The sequence below is a fragment of the Polyangium sp. y55x31 genome, from assembly GCF_029946505.1.
Taxonomy (GTDB): Bacteria; Myxococcota_A; Polyangia; order Polyangiales; family Polyangiaceae; genus Polyangium.
Genome location: NZ_JARZHG010000024.1, coordinates 102758 through 118112, shown reverse-complemented (window position 1 = coordinate 118112; position 15355 = coordinate 102758). Strand labels below are relative to the sequence as shown.

Sequence of the window (15355 nt, the reverse complement as noted above, 5' to 3'; positions counted from 1 at the left end):
CTCATGCAGTTAGCTTGGCGAGCGCTGCGTCAAATGCTTCTTTCATTCGTATGTTGCGTTCCTGGGTTTGTGCACTGTTAGTGCTCCGCCCAGCGAACAGTTTCTTGTTTACGGCGTACATGGTCCCCAGTTGTACGAGCAATTCTTGACGACCCTGAACGAGCAACTTGCGCTTGCTCCCCTGAGCATATTGGCTCGCAACAAACATTAGGGGATCGTACACGATCTTGGTCGGCCGTCCCTGGGGCTTGCCACTCGGATCAAGCCTACAAAATGCAGACGCCCCGAGAGTCGAAGATAGGAATTCAACCGTCCGCTCGAACATTGTTCGATATGCATCAAGGAGGCTTGCCGGGAACTTGTTACCAGCGCTCAAGAACCAATCGAGCAACGCTGATATCTTATTGAGGCCGCCCGGAAACGAATCGATCTGACGGTAGGCGAAGAACCGCAAGACGAGTTCAACATCATCCATTCTCTCGAACATCCGGCGGCCGACGTTAGTGGAATCATCGCGCTCCTCTACGTCCTCGTCGTCGCTCCCAGTCGGACTCGATTCACTCGGTATGCCCCACATGGTCCGGAAGGTGGCATTCCTCGAGAGATCGAGACAAAGTTGATTTAATGGACCGGGGTAGACAGCGTTTCGAGCTTCCTGCGAGCTCAGCGCAACTCCCCCAGAGTTGAGCCGCTCGAAGACCATCTTCTTGAGCTGCGCAGCCTGCTCTTCATCGGGGGCCGTTTCTTTGAGTAGGATAATGGCTGAAATGTACCGACGATCGATACCAACACGGACCTTACTGGGCAATGTCGAATACGTCCGCTCGTTCAATTCGGGCCAGTACTGAAGCCCGCAAAGGACGAGCTTATCTGCGTAGAATTCACTAAGAGCAGTCAGCCGCTGCCTACCGTCCATTACCTCGAATCGCGCAAAATCCCGCTCAAAAAGAAAGACGGGAGGTACAGGCACGTTCATCAAGAAGGACTCGATCAACCTCGATTTCCGCTCGTCACTCCAACGGTGTCGCCGTTGGTACTCCGGATCGAGCTTATACCTGAGTTCGCGCTCGGAACCATCTTTAAGATCAACGGTTTCCTCTAGCATCGACAGGATGCCTGCGAGAGGATAACGAGCTGATTCGGTTACTATGCGAACTTCACCTTTAACATAACGACTGTTAAGATCCTCGTCGGAAGTTGCCGACGCATCGTCGATTGGCTTGAACACGATCTTCTCATCCGGCAACAAGCCTGTAAGCGCCCGTGCCCGCTTTTTGGCTTCTTTAGAGCTCATGACGGCTCCTCCAATCGAACATAGAAGTCGAGTTCTTCAATCGGTGTCCGCAAGGTGCGCTTGAATTGATCCGCCTGACGCTTTCCACGCGAGGACAGGCCCGCAGAACGCACAGTTAGGATGCGAAGTTTACAGCGAGTGCCATGCAGCGCATCAAGCATAATGTCCTTCGGCCGCGCCCTGCGGTCGTGAATTCCCCCAAACCGGATCATCATCCGGGCCCCCGGCATGCAAGCCCGTGCCACATTCGTCCATACGGTCGCCAGTTGTTCGGCGAACTCGATCGCCGACCCATGGGATAGCTGGCTGGGCTGCCGATAGGTGGTTGTCGGTGGACCGCCCATGAACCAATATCGAAGCCACTGATCGGGCACATAGGTCCGCATGCCGAAATATGGCGGAGACGTCACCACAACCGAGAACCGAGCTTCAAGGGTGGCCAGCTTGAGCGTCCTACTGTCCTCGCAGTAAACCCGAAACGGGACGCCCGCGGGTGTGGATGCGAAGTAATGGCGTGCCTTCCGGCGAACAAGCGCCAAGAGATCGACATATGTGGGTTTTAGGCCATTCTTGGTCCAGAAGCGAATGGCATAATCTGGCTTCGCCGCATAGGTCCTGGGCATTTGATTCGACAAGTAGCCGGGGGCCCCCTTGTTACGCGGGCCATGCAGAATGCCGAGAATCAGAGCTCGCAATGCCTTACGCTCGGGCGATCGACAATCATTAAGGAGTGCAGAACGCAAACGACAAAGCTCAGCGAGCGTCTTGGGGTGATAACAGAGTGCCCAGAAGTCCCCCTCGGGTATGGTGGCGGCTGTGTCGCCTGCGAGTATTTCCGCGCATGCCGTTTCGACGTCATCAGCCGATACATCCACCAATTTCCCCTCGGCGATCGCGGTTGCAACGGGATTGCTGTCCACGCCGACCGAACGCAGTCCGAGGAGGCGAGCTGCGTAGTTCGTGCTTCCGCGACCACAAAATGGATCCAAGACCCACGCGTCGGAGGCAACCCCTGCGAGCTGTTTCACAGGAACCGACAAGGGAAACATCGTGAAATAAGGGCAGATCGCGTTTAGCCTCTCCTGCTCGGGGGAGGACTCACGAACTCGGACCACCAAAAACCACCTCTTGGGAAGCTAGGAAACGCGAGGTGATCGGTGCTGTCAAGGCGTCAGGCAGGGCAAGCACGTAGTCCAACGGAAGGCGGCTAGCTGACCGGACGTGCCAGTCCCACTCCCCGGACCGATGCCGGTTCACTCACAGCCATTTAACGAGCTGCCATGGGCCACGGCTCGTAGCCGCCCCCATCCGCGGATCCCTTCCCCCACCGTCGCCCGCTGCGCACCCCTCGCGCGGGAACCCCTGGGCCTCGCCCCTCGCTCCCGCCCCCTCCCCCGTTACACCCTCACGAGAACGATCGCTCGCGCCAGCTCCCCCACGAGCCTCCGCGCACCACCGCTCGGCCCCTCCGCCTCCCGCGGAAGGGCCGAGCCACGACGCATCGCTCTCCCAGCCTCTCAGCCCCGCCGCAGCGCCCGGATCTTCCCCGCCACCACGTCCGGCGTGAACCCAAACGCCTTGGCGAGGTCCTTGTCCGGCGCCGACGCGCCGAAGTCGTCGCGGCCGATGACGAGCCCACGCTCGCCCACGAGCGCGCGCCAAGGCAACGTCGAGCCCGCCTCGATGGCCACACGCGGCGTGCCCGGAGGCAGGACCTCCTCGCGATACGCCTGATCCTGTCGCTGGAACTGCTCCAAGCAGGGCATCGAGACGACCCGCACGCGGTCCCCCTCGGCATCGAGGATCTTCTTGGCCTCCATCGCCAAGCCCACCTCGGACCCCGTGGCGATGACCACGACAGCCGGTGGATTCGTCGCCGCGTCGGCAACGACGTAGCCGCCGCGGAGCATGACCTTGGGATCGAAGCCCTCCGGGCGCGGAAGCTCGGGGACCTTCTGCCGCGTGAGCGAGAGCGCCGTGGGACCCGAGCGCCGAAGGAGCGCATGCGCCCAAGCCGCCGCGCACTCGAGGCTGTCCGCAGGCCGGACGACGTCGAGGTTCGGGATGAGCCGGAGCGACCAGAGGGTCTCGATCGGCTGGTGCGTGGGCCCATCCTCGCCAAGGAAGATGCTGTCATGCGTGAAGACGAAGACGCTGTGCAGCTCGGAGAGAGCCGCCATGCGGATCGCCGGGCGCATGTAGTCGGCAAAGACGAGGAACGTGGAGCCGAACGGGATGAAGCCCCCCGCCAGGGCGAGGCCGTTGACGAAGGCACCCATCGCATGCTCGCGGATGCCGAAGTGGATGTTGCGTCCAGCGAAGTCGCCCCGCTGGATGGCCGGCGAGCCCTCGATGTAGGTCTTCGTGGAGGGATTCAGATCGGCCGAGCCGCCGACGAGCGAAGGCACGAGGGCCGCCGCGCGCTGCTCGACGATGCCAGCACTCTGTCGCGTGGCCGCATCCTTGCGAGGCGCCGCCTTGACGAGCTCATCGAAGAGGTTCTCGGGGACCTCGCGGCGAACGAGGCGCTGGTAGAGAGCAGCCGCCGCAGGGTCACTCTGCTCGAGCGCACGCATGGCCGCCTTCCAAGCCTCGTGCGCCTTGCGGCCCTCGTCCGCGCGCGTCGCAAAGAGCGCGCGGACGTCGTCCGGGATGAGGAACGTGGGCTCCGTAGGCCAGCCAATGGCCTTCTTCGTCGCCTCGACCTCCTTGGCGCCAAGAGGCTCACCATGCGCCTTGGAGCTACCCGCCTTGCCAGGCGACCCATACGCGATGGTCGTACGCGCAACGATGAGCGAAGGTCGCGCCGGCTCAGCCACAGCCGCATCGAGGGCCGCGCGGATCTGCGCATGGTCATGGCCGTCAATCGTCTGGACGAACCAGCCATACGCCTCGTACCGCTTGCCGACGTCTTCGCTGAAAGCGAGGTCGGTCTTGCCATCGATCGTGATGTGGTTGTTGTCGTAGAAGAAGACGAGGTTGGAGAGGCCAAGGTGTCCCGCAAGGCTCGAAGCCTCCGCCGAGACGCCCTCCATGAGGTCACCATCCGAAGCGATGCCAAAGACGCGCGCCGTGGCGACGCCCGTCTTCCCCGCGAAGCGAGCCTCCATCATCTTGAGCGCGGCGGCCATGCCGACGGCCGTGGAGATGCCCTGGCCGAGGGGTCCGGTGGTGACCTCGACCCCAGGCGTCATGTGGACCTCGGGATGGCCGGGCGTGCGGGAGCCGAGCTGGCGGAAGTTCTTCAGCTCGTCGAGGGAGAGGTCGTAGCCCGCGAGGTGGAGCAGGCTGTAGAGGAGCATCGACGCGTGGCCGGCGGAGAGGACGAAGCGGTCACGATCGGGCCAGCTCGGGTCCTTGGGGTCGTAGCGCAGGTGGCGCGTGAAGATCTCGAACGCGATCGAAGCAAGCCCCATCGGCGCCCCGGGATGCCCCGAATTCGCCTTCTCGACGGCGTCGACCGCGAGCATCTGGATCGTGTGGACGGCCTTCTTCACTGTCGACTCGTCGATGTGCATCGCATCCTCCGCGCGCGTCTCTAGGCGAGATCGAGCCCGAAGGAAAGCAGACGAGGAGGCAGAGCGTGGTGCCCGCCCAGGGCGTAGCCGCCGGGGTTTCACCCCGGACCCCGACCAGGGGTTGTCCACCCCTGGACCCGGACCAGCGCAAGCGCTGGACTCGGGGGGGAAAAACTGCGCTACGCGCAGTTTTTCCCACAGCCGGTCGACGACGCTGCCAGCCGCGACAGCGGGGCCAACGTGGCCACGCGACGGCGCAGCGCTGCCGGCTTGGCTGGCAACCCCGCGCGTGGTCTTGCCATGGGGCCCGTTCGATGAACTGCGCATCGCGCAGTTCATCGACCCTCGGTCCAGGCCGTGCCTGGTCCGGGGTGCAGGGGGCGGACAGCCCCCGCTGGGGTTTGGGGCAACGCCCCAATCTCCCCCCTCAGGCCGAGGCTGCCTGCGCCGGACGATCCTGGATCGGAGGAGAGGCGAAAATATCCGCCTGGCTCTCGCTTGGCGGCGGCAGTTCCACGTAGCCGCGGAACTGGGCGAGCATGTTGAAGCGGCGGGCCATCCAGCCGGGGATCACGAGGGCGTAGGTGCGGGCGAGACGGCGCGGGTCGTCGAGGGTGCGCAGCATCGCCTGGTAGGTTACTTCGCCGTAGGCGGCTTTGAAGGCGGCGGCTTGTTCGGGGCGGGAGACCCAGTTCATGACGCCGGGGCGGTCGGCTTCGGGGTGGAACTGGACGGCTTCGACGCCGGCGGTCACGTCGAGACCGAGGATGGCGCGGCCTTTGGACATGCCGTCGCGGCTCTCGCGGGCGAGGAGGGAGCCGCCGAGGGATTCGAGCAGGGGCTCGTCGAGGTCGACGGCTTCCCAGCTTCGGTGCTCGAAGGCGAAGAGACGGTCGCCGAAGGGGCGGAGTAGCGGGTGGGCTTGGCCTTCCGGGGTCGTGTAGATGGGCATCACGCCGAACTTTCGTTCGGTGCGGGGCACGACGGCGGCCAGGCGGAAGTGCCGCACGACCATCTCGAACGAGTAACAGATGGCGAAGAGGGCGCTTTGCTCCTCGCCGCCGCGGATGGACGAGTCGACGACGTGGTCGAGGAAGCCTGAGTAGTCTGTGACCCATGGCATCCCGTCGCCGTCGTAGGGGGAGCCGGGTCCGCCGGTCGAGATGTAGAGGTCGTAGTTGCGGGGGACGGGGTTTTGGGTGTCGCGTGGCGAGACTTCGCCGAGCTCGCACTCGAGGGTTGGGTTGTGCCGGCGGACGCGGTCGAAGAAGGTCGACACGATGCCGCGCAGGCATCGCATCGCCTGGTTGACATGTCCGTTGTTCATGTCGACCAGACAGATCCGCAAGGGGAGCAGTCGCGGCTCTCCGCTCACGTGGACCGACCTCCGACCGAGGGAATTGCGAAACGACTCATCACGCGCGTGACCTCTGCATCTTCCCCCTGCGCCGCGATTGTCGTAGCACGAAGCGCGAGCGCCGAAAAGACAGCATTTCTGTCACTTTCCACGCAGGTTCCAAGCGACCGACCGCACGACCGGATCTCCGGATTGCGCTGCAGTTGCGGCGGATTGGCGTGCCTTGGACGGCGCGAAGCGGGCGAGCGAGCGGAGGGCTGCGACGCGCAGATCGGTGCTCGCGGTTTCCTGGGTCGCCAGGGTTTCGGCGAGCTTGGTGGCGCGCGTGCGTTCGTCGCCTTGGGAGACGCGGACGTATGCGCCGAGGGCGCGGGCGCGGATCAGCTCGGAGGCCTTGTCGTCGAGGACGAGCGCGCGGAGCGTGCTGGGGGCGGCGGCGCCGGCGATGCGGATCGCGAGGGCCTCGTAGTCGCCCTTGCCGTGGGCGCACCAGACCGCGCCGAGGACACGTTCGAGGGACGAGGGGTTTGCCGGCAGTGGCTTGTTCGGGCGGCGCGTGGCGACGATCGCGAAGGGGGGCTCGGGCGCGAGGGGTGAGGGCGGCGAGGCGACCTTGGCGCCGGAGGGCGGGAGCGGCGGCGCGGGCTCGGCGCCTTGTTCGAGGATGCCGCGGTAGAGCGCGCTGCCCTGGAGGACACGCTTCTGCGCTTCCGTCAGGTCGAGCGCGCCGTAGGCGATCGGGAACATCGTGTTCGTGATGTCCGGGCAGTTGTCGGGGTTCGACTGGATCACGGACGTCGGGCACTCGTCGGTGTCGCTGAGCGGATCGGTCTCCTCGACGGAGAACTCGGTCGTGTGGAAGAGGCCCGAGAGGTGGCCGACCTCGTGGCGGAGGACGGTCGCGTCGTACTGGGGGTTGCCCGAGGGCATGTACGCGACGCCGCTCATCGTCGTGCCGTGGAGCGCGGGGCTACCAGGGATGCCGCCCGCGACGCCGATGGCCTGGCCGAACTCGGAGCCGAAGCTGCCGATGACGAAGAGGTTCAAGGCCGGGGCGTCGCCGGCGCCGGCCGAGGAGGCGAGCAGGTTTCGGTACTCGTTGTAGTCGTCGACGGTCGTGAAGTTCGCGGCGAGCGGCAGGAAGGTGACCTTGCCGAGGCCGAGGCCCGCGTAGTCGACGAACATGTCCGAGAGGACCTGGTTCACGTAGTTCTGCGTGCTCGCGTTCGGGGCGATGAAGACGTTCACGTCGACGACGCCGCCGTGGAAGAGGCCGTCCTTCGTGCGGCGGATCCACACGTCCACGTGCGCGCTTTTGAGCGAGCCGTCGTCGTCGCCGAGCGCGATGCGCCACTGGCCTTGCTGCATGGGCCAGGCGTTCGCCGCGTCGGACTGCGGGTTCGCGCCGCCCACCCAGCCGTAGTTCGCGAACGCGAGGTTCGTCTTGTCGGGCATCGCGTAGTTGAAGATGACCGGCTCGCCCGAGGGGGGACGCAGGCGGCTGATGCCCACGACGTCGTTCACGTCCGCCGCGCCGACCGCGACCGTGAGGCCGAGCGCGCGGTCGGGGACGTCGAAGGGCTGGAGCGTGTTCAGCGGGATCTCGCCGAGGTCGATGTGCTCGAGCGACTGGAGCCCGCTCGGCCCCGCGCCCGTCCCGCCGGCGCCGCCCGCACCCGCGCCGCCCACGCCGGGGCCTGCGCTCCAGGTCTCGCCGCCTTCGCCGCCGGCGCCGGGGTTCTCGGTGCGGGTGGTCGCGCCGCACGCGGCGAGCGTGACGAGCGCGATCCCGGCGAAAAAGGAGGACCGGACAACGCCGGCAGACGAGGCTCGAAGGCAAGCCGAGAGCCCACGGAAGGCGGTAGGGGCAAGCATCTTGCGATTCTAGCTTGCGCCTCCTTGGGGTAGAAGCGGCCCGTGCAGAGCGTCGATCCGGCTGCGACGGAGACGAAAGGCCGCGAGGAAGCTCCTCCCAAGGCAGGAGGCGGCGCGCGCTCGGCGGCGCTCGTGACCGCGGGGATCGTGCTGTCGCGGCTCGTGGGGCTCGTGCGGCAGCGCGTCATGGCCCACTACTTCGGGACATCGGCCTGGGCGGACATGATCGCGGCCGCGTTCCGCGTCGGGAACATCACGCAGAACCTGATGGGCGAAGGGACGCTCTCCGCGACGTTCATCCCGCTCTACGCGCGGCTGCGCGGCGAAGGCAAAGGCGAGGAGGCGGCGCGGTTCGCGCGGTCGGCGCTCGGGCTCTTGCTCGTGGTGGTGACGGCGGCGTCCGCGCTCGGCGTCTTGTTCGCGCCGTGGCTGTCGTGGCTCGTGGCGGCGGGGTTCGACGAGGAGAAGCTCGCGGGGACGGCGATCATCGTGCGCATCGTCTTCCCGATGACGGGCCTGCTCGTGCTGTCGGCGTGGGGGCTCGGCGTGCTGAACGCGCACCGGCGCTTCTTCTTGCCGTACGCGGCGCCCGTGGTGTGGAGCCTGGCGCAGATCGCAGCGCTCGTCGTGGCGGGGACGTTCCTCGGGCAGCGAGGCGGCGCGCTCGCCACGGCGCTCGCGTGGGGCGCGTTCGCGGGGGCGTTCTTGCAGCTCGTGGTGCTGCTTCCGGCGGCGCGGAGGCTCCTCGGAGGGATCACGCCGCGCTTCGACGCGAAGGATCCACACGTGCGGGAGGCGGCGGCGCGGCTGCCCGGCGCGCTCGTGGGCCGCGGGATCATCCAGATCTCGGGGCTCGTCGACACGCTGCTCGTGAGCTTCCTGGGAACGGGCGCGAACGCGACGTTCGGCTACGCGCAGACGATCTACCTCTTGCCGATGAGCGTGCTCGGGACAGGCGAGGCCGCGGCGGCGTTGCCCGAGTTTTCACGCGACACGGCGGAGGCAGACGTGGCGAAGCGGAACGCAGCGGTGCGCGCGCGGCTCGGCGCGTCGCTCGCGCGTATCGCCGTGCTGACCGTGCCGGCGACGCTCGTGTTCGTGCTGCTCGGCGGGGACCTCGTGGCGCTCTTGCTCCAGACCGGGACGTTCGATCAAGAAGCAACCGCGCGGGTAAAACCGCTCCTCGCAGCGTACGGGTTCGCGCTGCTCGGGAACGCCGCGGGGCGCGTGCTGACGACGACGGCGTACGCGCTCGGCGACACGCACACGCCGGCGAGGTTCGCGGTGCTGCGGGTCGTCGTGAGCACGGCGCTCGCGCTCGTCTTGATGCAGCCGCTCGGCGTGCTCGGCGTGGTGCTCGGCGCGGTGATCGCAGGCTGGGTGGAGACGTGCGCGATGGGAATCCGGCTGTCCCGAGCGATCGGAGGGCTCGGGCTCGGGGCGATTCGCACAGGGCGGATCGCGCTGCTCGGCGCGCTCTCCGTGGGCGCAGGTGTCCTCGTCCGTTCCATTCTGCCCACGTCACTCGCAGGGACGACGATCGGCGCGATGCTGTCGCTCGGTACGTTCGGCGCCGCATTCCTCGTGCTCTGCCCGCTGCTCGGTCTCTTCGACCTGCGCTCGCTCCTCCGGCGAGCGCGGCGCTGACATCCTCCCGCAGAGGCAGATGGCGGAGGGACGCTGGACGCATCAAGAACGCGAGGTGACGCCCGGCAAGACCCTGCACCCCGCGCTGCTGCACCCCTACCGCGCCGCCTTCTACGTCTTTCTCGCCGCGCGCCGGACCCTGGTGGAGCTGTCGCCGGATCGAGGCTGGCGGACATGGATCACACCAGAGATCCTGCTCGGCGGCTTTCTCGTGCCGAGCGACGTGGCCGAGCTCGAGCGGCTCGGCGTGCGCGCCGTGGTGAACGCGACGAGCGAGCTCGTGGAGCCGATCGGGACGCTGCGCGCCGCAGGCATGGACTATCTGCAGATCCCCTGCTGGGACATGAACGCGCCAAGCCCCGAAGACGCCGACCGCGCGATCGAGTTCCTCACCGTGCACATCAAGGCGGGGCACCGGGTCTACGTGCACTGCGCGAGCGGGGTGGGCCGGAGCGTGGCGCTCGTCGTGTGTTACCTGGCGCTGCATCGAGGGATGAGCGTCGAGGAGGCCATCGCCTGGATCCGCGCGCGGAGGCGTGTCGCAATGCGCGAAGGGCAGCTCCGCTTCGTGAACGACTACGTATCCACACGCAGGGGCCGGTGAGCGCGGAGAACGCGTAGTCCGAGGAACGCGTAGACCAGGGAACACGGAGATCGAGGGCGTGAAGAGCGCGAAGCAGCAAGCGCTGGCACGCCCCTTCCAATCGAGGGCCAAAGGAGGCGCGAGCGCCCCCGCCTGGAGCCCTCATGAGAACGATCGCGCACGCCGGCCGCGGTGACGTGTACACGCTGCTCATCGTGCTCCCGCTCGTCTTCTTCGCGATCTCCCTCGGCTTCGACGTCGTCGCGATGCTCTCAGGCGCACACGTCTGGGGCGTCGCAGCCGCCGTAAACCTCGCCGCAGGGCTCGTCAGCGGTTCCTTGTCATCCATGTATTTCGCCCGAGTACACGACACGTATCGCCCGGGATCCCGAGCGCGAGACCTGAGCTTCCTGTTCCTCTGGCTCTCGATCTGCGCACTGCTCCCCTTCGCCGTGAGCCTCGTCCTGCGCGCCGTCCACCCCGAAGGTCCAACGCCACCAGCAAGCGTCGCACTCTCCATCGTGGCCCTCGGCCTCGCCACGCTGGCCGGTTGGCTCGGCGACGAAGCAGCCCGCGAACGCGGGTAGGAAGGGGAGCGCCTCGCTGGGGCTTTGCCCCAGGCCCCAGCAGGGGCTGTCCGCCCCTGCACCCGGACCAGCGCAAGCGCTGGACTCGGGGTCGATGAACTGCGCGATGCGCAGTTCATCGAACAGCCGCAAGCAAGACCGGCGACGGGCTGGCCAGCCACCGGCCCGTCGGAAAAACTGCGCATCGCGCAGTTTTTCCGCCCCGAGTCCAGGGTTTGGCCTGCAAAGGGAGGCGGACAGCTACAAGAAACTTCCCCCGCGACGACTGCGCTCCGCGCAGTCGTCGCCCAGCGGTCCAGGGCTTGCCCTGGTCCGGGTCGAGGGGCGGACAGCCCCCGCGGGGTCCGGGGCAGCGCCCCGGCTCCACGCCCCAGGCGACCCTCCTTCGCGCGAGACTTGGCCCATCGACGCGACCTTTGGCATGCGTCGCCTCGATGCAAGACGATCGCCCTGGCCCGAACCGAACTACGCGCCTTGGGCTCCCGCTCCTCGCGGTGCTCGCGCTCGCGCCTCTTGGCTGCAAGGGAGGTGGCGCGCCTGCGCTTGCGAAGGGCGAGCCGACGGAGGAGCCCCCGCCTGAGGTGCCGTCGCCGCCCGTTGATGGCCCGAAGCTCATCGTCCTGCAGAGCGGCACTGTGGTGTACGACCGGCCCTCGATGAAGGGCCGGCCGCTCGGGGAGCTCCGCGCAGGGGCTGCGATTGCACGCTCCTCGGAGCCGTTCACGCGAAGGGAGTGCCCGGGCGGCTGGTATGTCGTGAGGCCACGCGGCTTCGTGTGCGCGGGTGAGGCTGCGACGACGGATCCGTCCCTCGCTGCGGCGTTGCCGCCCGGCCCGGATCTCGCGCGCCCCCTGCCCTACCGCTACGGCCGCGCTCGCACCGAAGGCGTGCCGCTCTACACGCGCCTGCCGATGCCGGGGGAGCAATCCACGGAAGAGCCGGATCTCAAGCGCTACCTCAACAAGCGTGGCTCCCTCGATGCGGAGGTGCTCGGCGCGGCGGCGAACGATGTGCCCCTCGATCCGCGCGGCGTGCCCGCAGGCCCGCCTGTGCTGATGCCTGGCGTCGATGGCGCGGATGCGGCGGGCAAACGCACGGTGGGCTCGTTCTTCGCTTTCCCGGCGCCGGCCGTGGCGCCGCTCGCGCCGCTTGCTTCACGCGTGGCGGACCTCAAGGGCGGCGTGCTGCGCAAGGGCAGCGGCGTCGCGCTTGCGGGGTCGTTCGTCGCCTCCGTCGCGCCGAATCCCGGCGAGGGCCGGCGCTTCGGCGTCACGCCGTCCGGGCAGGTGGTGCCGATCGACCGGCTCAAGCCTGCGCTCGGGACGACGTGGCACGGGCTCGACGTCGAGAAGATGGGGCTGCCCGTGGCCTTCGTGCACAAGGCTGGCGTGACGGCGTGGAACCTCAAGAAGGGCGAGGCCGAGCCGATCGAGGACGAGGAGCTCGAGCGGCGCACGGCTGTGCCGCTCAGCGGGAAGTTCCGGACGGTGAACGGCGTGCGCTTCGAGCAGTCGCGCGAGGGTTACTGGCTGCGCGCGCAGGACCTCGTGGTGATCGTCCGCCGGACGAAGTTCCCGGATTTCGCGAAGGGCGACCAGAAGTGGCTGGACGTGAGCCTGGCCAACCAGACGCTCACGGCCTACGAGGGGCAGAAGCCGGTCTACGCGACGCTGATCTCGTCGGGACGCGACGTGCTGAAGGAAGCGGCCGAGAGCGCGTCGACGGCGCGCGGGACGTTCCGGGTTCGAAAGAAACTGGTAACTGGACCGCTCGACAGCCGCGAGGTGCACGGCGACTTCGACGTCGCCGACGCGCCCTGGGTCATGGAGTTCGAACCGGGCTACGCGCTCGCGGGCACGTACTGGGGTGATGGGCTCGGGGAGGCGCAGACTTTCCATGCTGTCGCGCTCTCGCCCGTCGACGCGCGCAGGCTCTTTCACTGGACCGGGCCCGAGCTGCCAGAGGGTTGGCACGGTGTGACCGACGCGATGGGCGAAGGGACGATGGTCGTCGTTCGGCCGTAGCGCTCGGAGGTCACGCTCGGACGAGCGGAGCGCGACTGTCCCGCAGCGTGACAGGCCACCGAGCAGGCTGTGCGTTCCCTGCTCGCACAGACTCCACGCCCATCGTCATTGCCCCCGGCCGTGACACCGGAGCGTCCGCGCCGCGCCGCGTCTCGCGTCGCCCCGCGCGGCCTTGCGACGCTCCCGACGAAGCACCCCGCTTGGCTCGATTCTCCCGAACAAGCCGCCGGAAACGCGCATTCCTCCGCGCGAAACCACGTGCGTCACGACGCGCCGGAGCGAGAGCGAGCGTGCTTCGCAGGGCTCGGCACGACCCTTGCCGACGAGCACGCACGTCACCGCGACCTTCGCGAGCAAAAGAGGCGATGGCGGGGGAAACGCGTGGTCCGACGATCGGGTCGCGCCTCGAGACCGCGGTGGCAGAGGGACGAACCATGGCTTCCAAGACGACGACGACGCGCGCGAAGGGCGCTGCCAAGCGTGGAGCGACAACGACGCGCAAGGCTTCCGAGGTGGCGAAGGGCGCGACGAAGAGGGCGAAGAGCGCCGGCAAGCGCGCGGCGACCTCCAAGGCAGGAGCCCGAACGGAAACGGCCGGTCGCGCGACGACGCGCAAGGCCGCCGCCTCGAAGCGCCCGGCCGCAAAGAAGGCGACGCGCAGCGCCACCGGACAGCGCGCGACGGCGTCCAAGGCGGCTCCGGCGCGTTCGTCCCGAAAGAGCGCCTCGACGACGCGCAAGGCGGCGACAGGAAGCCGGACCCGCACGAGCGGCACCCGCGCTGCGGGCGCCCGCTCGGGTGCGGGTCAAGCTCGACGCGGGAGCTCTGCGGCCCCCGTGTCGTCGAGCGGTTGAAACTGGTGCCGAAGGAGGGAGTCGAACCCCCGACCCGGCGCGTATGAAACGCCTGCTCTAGCCGGCTGAGCTACTTCGGCGGGAAGCGGCGCGCACTATGTCGAGGGACGACGGACCTGTCAAGCAGGCAAACCGTCCCCGGGGGTCTTTCTCGCGAGGGCGTGGGCAAACCCACGCGACGGCCGGTGAGGAGGAGGCCGGAGGCGTTGTCCTTCGGCCCGCCGGTCCGCCTCGCGAAGTGTCCCGAAAGCTTTACGTTTTTCCGCGCGTCAGGGGCGCTCGGGATCCGGGGGACGCACCGCGGGGTTCTTCGCGACGAACGGCATCGACCAGGCGAACGTCGGCCCGAGCTCACGCGGGAGCGGCTCGAAGGGAGCGCCGCGCAGGACCGCCTGCCGGCAGTTCTCGTCGAACTCGGGGATGCCGCTCGGCCGCGCCACGCGCGCGCTCGCGACGCTGCCATCGGCGCGGATCACGAACGAAACGACGACCGTGCCGCCGCGCCCCTCCACGATCGCCCAGCGCGGGAACGCGTCCTTCCAGAGCGGATGAATCTTCGCGAGCACGCGACGCACGTAGTCCATGCGGCGCTTGTCGAGCGCATTCGCGTCGAGGCCCGCGCCCTGCCCCGTGCCGAGCGGATCCGCGACGGAGCCACGGCCCGCGCTTCCGCCCGATCCCGGCGCCGTGGGCCCGTTCTGCCCACCGATCCCGGCGCCCGGCGCGCCGCCGGCGGTGCTCGCGTGCACGATCGACTGGAGCGCGAGCGCGACCTCTTGCTCGCTGTCGACCTTGTCCGAAGGTCTCCCTTCTCGATCCGCCGGCACCGACGGCGTCCCCGCCGTGACGAAGGGCCGCGCGAGGGGCACCTCGGCGCTCGCGCGCGCGTCCTTGCCCGGCGCCCCGTCACGCGCGCCGATGCCCTCGGAAGGCGCCGCCACGCCCTCCTCCGCGCCGCCCACGGGCCGCGCCGCCTCGATGCCGTCGGGCGGGAGCGCCGCCGCGCCGAGCGCGCCTCCACGCCGCGTGGCGCGGCCGGCGCGGAGTCCGCCCGAGGACGGATCGTGCACGGCGTACGTGCGTCGCTCGGGACGACTGCCGGAACGACCACTCGCGAGGAAGGTGAGCTCCATCGGCTCACGGCTCGCGCGTCGATCCTCGCGGGATGCGCGTTCTTCGCCCGCGTCGATGCGCTGCACCTGTGTGCGATCGAGCCGCGATGGCACTTCCGTGACGAGCGCGCGATCGTCCTGCCGATCGGCGAGGTTCGTCGCGCGCGCCGCCGCGGTATCCGTACCGCCGCGGCCTTTCGTGCCCGTATCGGGCCGCGGCTCGGCCTCCCCTCCCCCGCGTGGAACGGCGACCGCGGGCAGCTCGACGAGCTCGCCGGCGATCGATCCTTCGCTCAACGTGGGCAGCTCGATCTCGACGACCTCGTCCCCGAGCGGCGTGCGCAATCCTCGCAGCGCGATGCCCGGCTCCGCGCGTGAGGCACGCGCGAGCAGAGCGCCGCCGGTCGCGAGCAGGGCGAGGTGCACCGCGAGCGAGAAAAAACTCGCGGAGACGAGCCTGCGTCCGCCTTCGCCCCGCACGCCTCCAGTATGCCTCGTCTCCGC

10 protein-coding genes and 1 tRNA gene are annotated in these 15355 nt (G+C 68.1%); 4 read left to right on the top strand and 7 right to left on the bottom strand.

From position 1 onward, the window contains the following. Window position 1: 1 nt before the first annotated feature. The 5 genes from QHF84_RS32720 to QHF84_RS32700 all read right to left on the bottom strand — a co-directional run bounded on the left by QHF84_RS32720 (window position 2) and on the right by QHF84_RS32700 (window position 8044). Window positions 2-1294: a DUF262 domain-containing protein gene (locus tag QHF84_RS32720; RefSeq protein ID WP_281317416.1), complete on the bottom strand. Its 1293-nt coding sequence runs from the start codon at window positions 1292-1294 to the stop codon at window positions 2-4. Next, complete coding sequence (locus tag QHF84_RS32715) at window positions 1291-2343, bottom strand: hypothetical protein (RefSeq protein ID WP_281317415.1); 1053 nt, start codon at window positions 2341-2343, stop codon at window positions 1291-1293. Before QHF84_RS32715 ends, QHF84_RS32720 begins: the two co-directional genes overlap by 4 nt. Before the next feature lie 468 nt (window positions 2344-2811). Further along, window positions 2812-4812, bottom strand: coding sequence for a transketolase (tkt, locus tag QHF84_RS32710; RefSeq protein WP_281317414.1), 2001 nt, complete (start codon window positions 4810-4812; stop codon window positions 2812-2814). A gap of 427 nt (window positions 4813-5239) precedes the next feature. Next, window positions 5240-6187 (bottom strand): hypothetical protein, encoded by a 948-nt coding sequence (locus tag QHF84_RS32705; protein ID WP_281317413.1) that lies wholly within the window; start codon window positions 6185-6187, stop codon window positions 5240-5242. 123 nt (window positions 6188-6310) lie between these two features. After that, window positions 6311-8044 carry a hypothetical protein gene (locus QHF84_RS32700; RefSeq protein WP_281317412.1) on the bottom strand — a complete coding sequence of 578 codons (1734 nt, stop codon included), beginning with the start codon at window positions 8042-8044 and terminating at the stop codon, window positions 6311-6313. A 42-nt stretch (window positions 8045-8086) separates the two neighbouring features. Here QHF84_RS32700 and murJ point away from each other — a divergent pair, with 42 nt between their 5' ends. The 4 genes from murJ (at window position 8087) to QHF84_RS32680 (ending at window position 12885) form a co-directional block, all read left to right on the top strand. Continuing rightward, on the top strand, window positions 8087-9691 hold the full coding sequence (gene murJ / locus QHF84_RS32695) for a murein biosynthesis integral membrane protein MurJ (protein ID WP_281317411.1): 1605 nt from the start codon (window positions 8087-8089) through the stop codon (window positions 9689-9691). 19 nt (window positions 9692-9710) lie between these two features. Next, on the top strand, window positions 9711-10295 hold the full coding sequence (locus QHF84_RS32690; RefSeq protein WP_281317410.1) for a dual specificity protein phosphatase family protein: 585 nt from the start codon (window positions 9711-9713) through the stop codon (window positions 10293-10295). 143 nt (window positions 10296-10438) lie between these two features. Continuing rightward, window positions 10439-10861: a DUF2231 domain-containing protein gene (locus tag QHF84_RS32685; RefSeq protein WP_281317409.1), complete on the top strand. Its 423-nt coding sequence runs from the start codon at window positions 10439-10441 to the stop codon at window positions 10859-10861. Window positions 10862-11295: 434 nt separating this feature from the next. After that, entirely contained in the window at window positions 11296-12885 is a 1590-nt protein-coding gene (locus QHF84_RS32680) for a L,D-transpeptidase (protein ID WP_281317408.1), read from the top strand. Between the two features lie 857 nt (window positions 12886-13742). Here the strand turns inward: QHF84_RS32680 and QHF84_RS32675 are convergent. Further along, a tRNA-Met gene (locus tag QHF84_RS32675) sits at window positions 13743-13819 on the bottom strand. A 189-nt stretch (window positions 13820-14008) separates the two neighbouring features. Beyond that, entirely contained in the window at window positions 14009-15331 is a 1323-nt protein-coding gene (locus QHF84_RS32670) for an energy transducer TonB (protein WP_281317407.1), read from the bottom strand. Window positions 15332-15355 lie beyond the last annotated feature (24 nt).

Excerpts from the sequence above, each read along its gene's own strand:
- QHF84_RS32720 (WP_281317416.1), bottom strand. The coding sequence starts at position 1,294 with ATGAGCTCTAAAGAAGCCAAAAAGCGGGCACGGGCGCTTACAGGCTTG.
- QHF84_RS32715 (WP_281317415.1), bottom strand. The coding sequence starts at position 2,343 with ATGTTTCCCTTGTCGGTTCCTGTGAAACAGCTCGCAGGGGTTGCCTCC.
- tkt (WP_281317414.1), bottom strand. The coding sequence starts at position 4,812 with ATGCACATCGACGAGTCGACAGTGAAGAAGGCCGTCCACACGATCCAG.
- QHF84_RS32700 (WP_281317412.1), bottom strand. The coding sequence starts at position 8,044 with ATGCTTGCCCCTACCGCCTTCCGTGGGCTCTCGGCTTGCCTTCGAGCC.
- QHF84_RS32690 (WP_281317410.1), top strand. The coding sequence starts at position 9,711 with ATGGCGGAGGGACGCTGGACGCATCAAGAACGCGAGGTGACGCCCGGC.
- QHF84_RS32685 (WP_281317409.1), top strand. The coding sequence starts at position 10,439 with ATGAGAACGATCGCGCACGCCGGCCGCGGTGACGTGTACACGCTGCTC.
- QHF84_RS32680 (WP_281317408.1), top strand. The coding sequence starts at position 11,296 with ATGCAAGACGATCGCCCTGGCCCGAACCGAACTACGCGCCTTGGGCTC.